Genomic DNA, 5,746 nt, shown 5'->3' with positions numbered 1-5,746 from the left:
GGTTAGAATGCATTTCCAAGAAGTGTCCTGATTGTCTCGTTGCCGCTGCAATCATCGTGCATTTGTGAGGCCATTATCGGTGAGCTTGCACGGTGTCCACAGGAGGGCCCCGCGCATCGCGGAGTGACCACACGAGTCCGACGCAGCGATGCGCGGGAGGTACCTGTGGTCAACGCGGGCACGGTCGGCGAGCCGCACATAGGGATAAAGCTCATGGTGATGGTTATTCCTGCGACGAAGGGGCAGCCCGGCATTCCTGCCGGGTTTCCCATCCTGATGTCCGGCCGCATGGAAATTATCGAGGCAGCCTTCGCCTACCTTCTGGAGTTGGCCACCATTCCAGGCCGCTCGCATTCTCCAGACACGGTGCGCACCTACGCGGAACACTTATACGATTGGTTCGACAGTCTGGAACAGTCCGATCTGGATTGGAGGCTGGCCGATGAGGAAATGATTGCGGCCTACCGAAATCGTATGCTGGAACAGCCCAGTCCCTATACCGGCCGGCCCTATGCGCGGTCCACGATCAATGATCGCATTCGCTCTATCTGCCGGTTCTATAATTGGGCGCATCAACGCGGTTGGGTCGAGCACCTGCCATTCCGCATGATCGATGTACGGATTACCTCCGGGCGCAAGCAGGCTCTGCTAACTCATGCAGATGCCCGATCAGCGGTTGTTGCTGCGAACATCTTGACTGTTGCCGAATTCGAAAAGCTACCGCGCGCGCTTCGAGCCGATCAGCTCGCGCGACTGTTCGGGCATCTTTCCATGCCCTATAGGCTGATGGCGGAATGGGCAGTCTGTACCGGCATGCGGCGGATGGAGCTGTGCGCCTTGACGGTCGCGCAATTGCCCGACAGCAAGAGGCTGGATGCGACGGATCATCCGCTGATAGGTGTACCTTTGGCGATCACGAAGGGCGGCCGACCTCGGACAATCTATCCACCGATCCGTCTTGTCGATCGTACAAACTGGTATGCCGGTGAAGAAAGAGCCGCTCTGGTTCGGAAGCGTCGACACATCTCTTCAGCCTATGAACCGAGTGAGTTCCTGTTCTTGAACAGGCGTGGTGGTGGTGTGACGCGAGCGCACCTCAGCACAGTCTTTGCGGCGGGGTTTGAAGCCGCTAAGGTCGATGGCAGCTTGCACTGGCTTCGCCATACCTTTGCGACGACGATGCTCGCCCGCCTCCAACGGATCGCCGCTAAAAAGCCGGAGATCAATCCGCTCAAAGTGCTGCAGATTCTCCTCGGTCACAGCTCGATCCAGACAACATCCATCTACCTGCGTTGCGTGGATCTGCATCATCGCGAAATCGCCGAGAGCATCGAGTATCTTTACGGTGAGGTCATTCCCGATGCGGTCTAACCGGCCACGTATAGATCGGCGCTTTGCGGCTGCCCCGGCTTGCGACGAGCCGATCTCAAGCGGTGTTGCGATTACTTTCCGCGATGAGTGGGGCAGCGTCGCACAGATATTCGACTTCAGTCGGCTTGGCCTCGCGGTCGACCTTACGATGGTCTTTGCCGACTCCTTCCGCGCATCATTCGCCAGTGCCGCCACGGCGACCCGGAAAGGGTACTGGAAATCGCTTCGTACATTTGCCCGTTTCGCTGCTGAAGACGGCGAAATCACTGAGATTGCGGCACTGACGACAGAGGCCGTAGGTCGCTATGTCGCGTGGCTTGATCGACAGAGATCGCCGACGGGGCAACCTTGGGGAATATCGACACGGCATGGCCGCTACGTGCCTATAAAGATCATGCTCGAGTGGGCGATGCGAAATCGCGCCGATCTCATGCCAGAACAATTGCAGTTCCCGGCCAATCCTTTCCCGGGTCGCCACCGGACACCAGTCCCGCGCCGACTTCCAGCGCATGAGCTGAAGACAATCCTGCGAGCCTGCTATGCCGAAATCGACATCGCCTGGGCTCGCTTCGAGGAGGGGCGCGCAATCCTGGAAACAGACCATGATGGCGTAGCGGACGATCGCCGGGATCTGGAGACGCTGTTGGTCGCAACGGGTCGTGCGGGTGGCGGAATAATGCCATGGTACGATCGTGCCCCGGGGCGGCAGTCACATCGGCGGATGAGGCGCGCCGGTGGCACGCGGATGCTGGCGCAACACCTGCATCTGACGGTCGATACCCTGGTCCCATTCTTTTTGGCTATCGCCATTCAAACGGCGGCCAATCCGGATTCCCTTCGAAACATAGGACGCGATTGCCTGGCCTCGCATCCGCTCGACCCGGATCGGATCATCGTCGATTGGGCCAAGCCCCGGGCGGGGAATACCCTACGACGTGCGCAGCGTCGGACTTTCGATAAGCGCCGACGATATTCTGTGCCAAATCTTGTCGAGAAACTGTTGGCGATGAGCGCACCACTCGTTCCGCATGCGCGACCTGCGGAGTGTGAACGCCTCTTTTTGATCAGAGGTAACCGCCCGAAGGGCGTGGGCGTGATTGGTAGTCAAACGCTGGATGCCGGTATCGGCAGGTTTATTGCTCGTTCAAATCGAAGCATTAGCGCCTGGAATGAAGCTCATCCTGAGCAGCTTCGTTCACCGATGCGGTCCTTTGCTCCTGTTCTGTTCCGTGGCAGCGTCGCCACCGAGCACTATAAGGCAGCCGACGGTGATATCCGTGTGGCCCAAGTGCTTCTCAATCATGCGCAAGCCAGCACGACCGACCTCTATGTTCGCGGCCCCGAAACACAACGCATGTATGAGAAAACAATCGCGAGCCTCCAACATCGGATGATCGGCTGGATCGTGATGCGCCCAGGTGTCCAGGGTGTCGAGCGAAATATCGACGGCCAGATCGAAAGCGATGATGAGGGTATGGCCGAGGCGTTCAGCCATATCTGCATTAATCCGATGGCCGGCAGGGCTCCGGGCTCCGCCCAGGGCCGCCTGTGCCCCAGTTTTATGGGCTGTCTCAGCTGTCCGGGACTCGTGATCCCGATAGACAGCCGACATCTGGCGCGGATCCTGCAGGTGATGCGCAAGTTAGAAATCGCCCGCGATCAGCTAGATGCAGAGCGTTGGCGATCGATCTACGCTCCGAGCTACCGCATTCTCAAAGCAGAAATCCTGCCGGACTTTCCCGTTGAAATGCACGAGGAGGCCGAGCGCATGATCGCAACGCTTCCGCCCTTGCCTGACCCGGAGTGATCCCGATGGCGGCTAAACCTGCTAAATTGGAGCAAAGCAGCATCTCGGATCCTGAAATCCGTATCTCGACGATATCGGTGTGGATGGATCGCATCTGGCAACTGGATGTGGATGTGCCGGGAACGACACCTGCCGATCTCCTCATCGACTGGGGCATAGCGTTTGAGGATGGAAGCCGGTTTACCGATGAAAGATGGGACGCCTGGCGCGAGGCTGCGCGGCGCTTTCTCTGGTCGTTACGCGTAACGCCGCCGCCTGGTCGGCGCCGTGCAAGGGGAACGACGCTTGTCAGGCGGTTCCAGATCCTGCGCATTCTGATCCGGTGGATGGTCGCCGAAGGTTACCGGTGCTTTGGCGACCTCGACCGCGATGCAGCTCAGCGCTTCCTTGGCATCATTTACCAACGTCCGGGCCGTGGCGGTCGTCTCTTATCGGAGACCGTGACCCCGGTCGGTTATATCCGGATTCTGGACCTTCTCTATTTGCAGCGAGATTGGCTTTCTGACGCGCCGGCTGAACCTTTGGTGGACCCGATAACAGGCTCCCGAGCATTGAGACCCGGGCAACTGTCCAAGCCTATGCCCTATACGCCGGATGCTGTTGCCGTTCCTCTTATCTCGGCAGCCCTGCGTCTGATCGGCGCGCCAGCCGACGACATAATCGCGCTGCGGGAACGAGCCGAGGACGCCCACAGGCAAGCCCTTTCGAGCGGATTTGGATATAAGGCGCGACACGGTCACATGCGCGCTCGCCTTGATAGCTTCCGCTTCGCGACGGTTCCCGCGGAAGCGAATCCGTGGAGGACGGAGCCCGTGCTGACCATGAAGTTGGTGCAATTCCTGGTCACTCGAATTTACGACGCCTGCTTTGTCGTCATCGCCTATCTTGTTGGTGCGCGAGCCTCCGAAATCTTGGGCCTGCGGGCTGGATGCATCGAGCGGCATGTTGCTGCCGATGGCGCTGAATCCTTCGCTTATCTGAGCGGCCGGATCTACAAAACAGCCGTTGGCACGGGCGGAGCGCCGCATCGATGGGTGGCGCCGGACCCTGTCGTGCGGGCCGTGACTGTTTTGGAACGCCTATCTGCTCCTATCCGCCAGCGGATGGGGCGGGAGGAATTATGGTTGTCGGCGATGGCTGGACGCAGCGGGATGACCATCCCGCGATCATCTGTGCTGGCTGACCGTCTCAACGGACCGTTTGCATCCTTTATAGATCTGCCTCTTTATAACGAACGGCCGTGGCATCTGACGACCCATCAGGGACGAAAGACCTTTGCGCGATTTGTTGGTCGACGTGACCGTACCGGCCTCGATGCCCTTGCCGCGCACTTTGGCCACGTGACCAGAGCAATGACCGACAAAGGCTATGTCGGGACGGACTTCGATCTGACCGATCTGATCGACGCAGAGACCTCGAACGACACAAGGACGGCGCTTGAGGATTTGCTGACCTCGGTAACGGCGGCCGGCCGTGCCGGACGAGCGATCTCTTCGCACAGTCGCTTCCGTGGACGTACAAGAGACGGAGATGTTGCGGACTATGTGGACTTCATCCTGAGAGAAACCGACATGCGGCTCGGTCGTTGCGATTGGGGCTACTGCGTCTACCGCCGTGAAAGCGCATCGTGCCTGGGTGATGATCGAGGCCCGAACCCGGTCATCAGAACGCAGAGCATCTGTTCCACCTGCAGCAATTTTGCCGTCACGGAAAAGCATCGGCCGGTGTGGGAGGAACGCCGGAGGCAAAACGCACGGCTTCTGGCGCATCCGATGCTCGACGACGACAGCCGTGCCCTGGCAGCGATGAGGATCGATGAATGCGACCGTATTTTGGCCGAACTTCAGCAAGGTCGCGGAAGCGATGACGAATAGTACAAAGCAGCCCGCGAGACTGAAATCTCATGAGACGCGTCATCGAAATACCGAGCGCCGCATTCGGCAGGCGATGGATCGGCTTGTGGCACAGGCTTCGTTGGAAGGGTATGCTACCCGGGTAACAGTGGCTGCATTGGCGCGCGAAGCTCAGGTCAGCCGAAACACGATCTATGCCGAGCACAGCAGTTTCCTCGAAGAATTGGCATCCGCAAATCCACCGCGCCCCAAAACTCAGCGGCCGCCTCCCAAATCTGACATGTCGGCACTTCGAGCTTCGATGCATGAGCTCCAGGAGCAAAGGCGGCTGCTCGCGACCGAGAATGCCAGCCTGCTGAAGCGTGTGCTGGATTCCGAGAAGGCCGTTGCTCGACTGGAAAAGCAGAACGCCAAGCTGGTTCAGGAGATCAGCAGGGTGCGGCGGCTTAGCTCGACATGACTGATCGCGTTGAAGCATCCAACCGTCCATGATCGGATGAGCAAGTGGTTGTTTTTTGGGGTCCGAGTCCGTGGAACCCAAAGTCCGTTACTTCAGATATCCCATCCTACCATGCCGGATCAGCCCGCCTCGAGCACGAGCGGTACCCCCAAAATGCTGCGCATTTTGGCTCCCCCACTCGCCGGCTCCGCCGGTCGCCTGCGGCGATCCTCGACCCGAACTGCTCCGTCATCGTGCACGTCTCTCGTCTTCAAA

General features: G+C 59.2%; 4 protein-coding genes. All 4 read left to right on the top strand.

Going from position 1 to position 5,746, the window contains the following annotated elements:
• Positions 1-165: 165 nt before the first annotated feature.
• Entirely contained in the window at positions 166-1,371 is a 1,206-nt protein-coding gene (locus J0I99_RS00025; RefSeq protein WP_291395008.1) for a tyrosine-type recombinase/integrase, read from the top strand.
• 148 nt (positions 1,372-1,519) lie between these two features.
• Entirely contained in the window at positions 1,520-3,178 is a 1,659-nt protein-coding gene (locus J0I99_RS00020) for a hypothetical protein (protein ID WP_291395006.1), read from the top strand.
• 5 nt (positions 3,179-3,183) lie between these two features.
• Complete coding sequence (locus J0I99_RS00015; protein WP_291395004.1) at positions 3,184-5,052, top strand: integrase; 1,869 nt, start codon at positions 3,184-3,186, stop codon at positions 5,050-5,052.
• Positions 4,994-5,491, top strand: coding sequence for a hypothetical protein (locus tag J0I99_RS00010; protein WP_291395002.1), 498 nt, complete (start codon positions 4,994-4,996; stop codon positions 5,489-5,491). The genes J0I99_RS00015 and J0I99_RS00010 overlap by 59 nt, the downstream gene beginning before the upstream one ends.
• Positions 5,492-5,746 lie beyond the last annotated feature (255 nt).

Source organism: Devosia sp., assembly GCF_017307495.1.
Taxonomy (GTDB): Bacteria; Pseudomonadota; Alphaproteobacteria; order Rhizobiales; family Devosiaceae; genus Devosia_A.
Note: the sequence above shows the minus strand (reverse complement) of the source record. Positions and strands in the feature narration are given on the sequence as shown.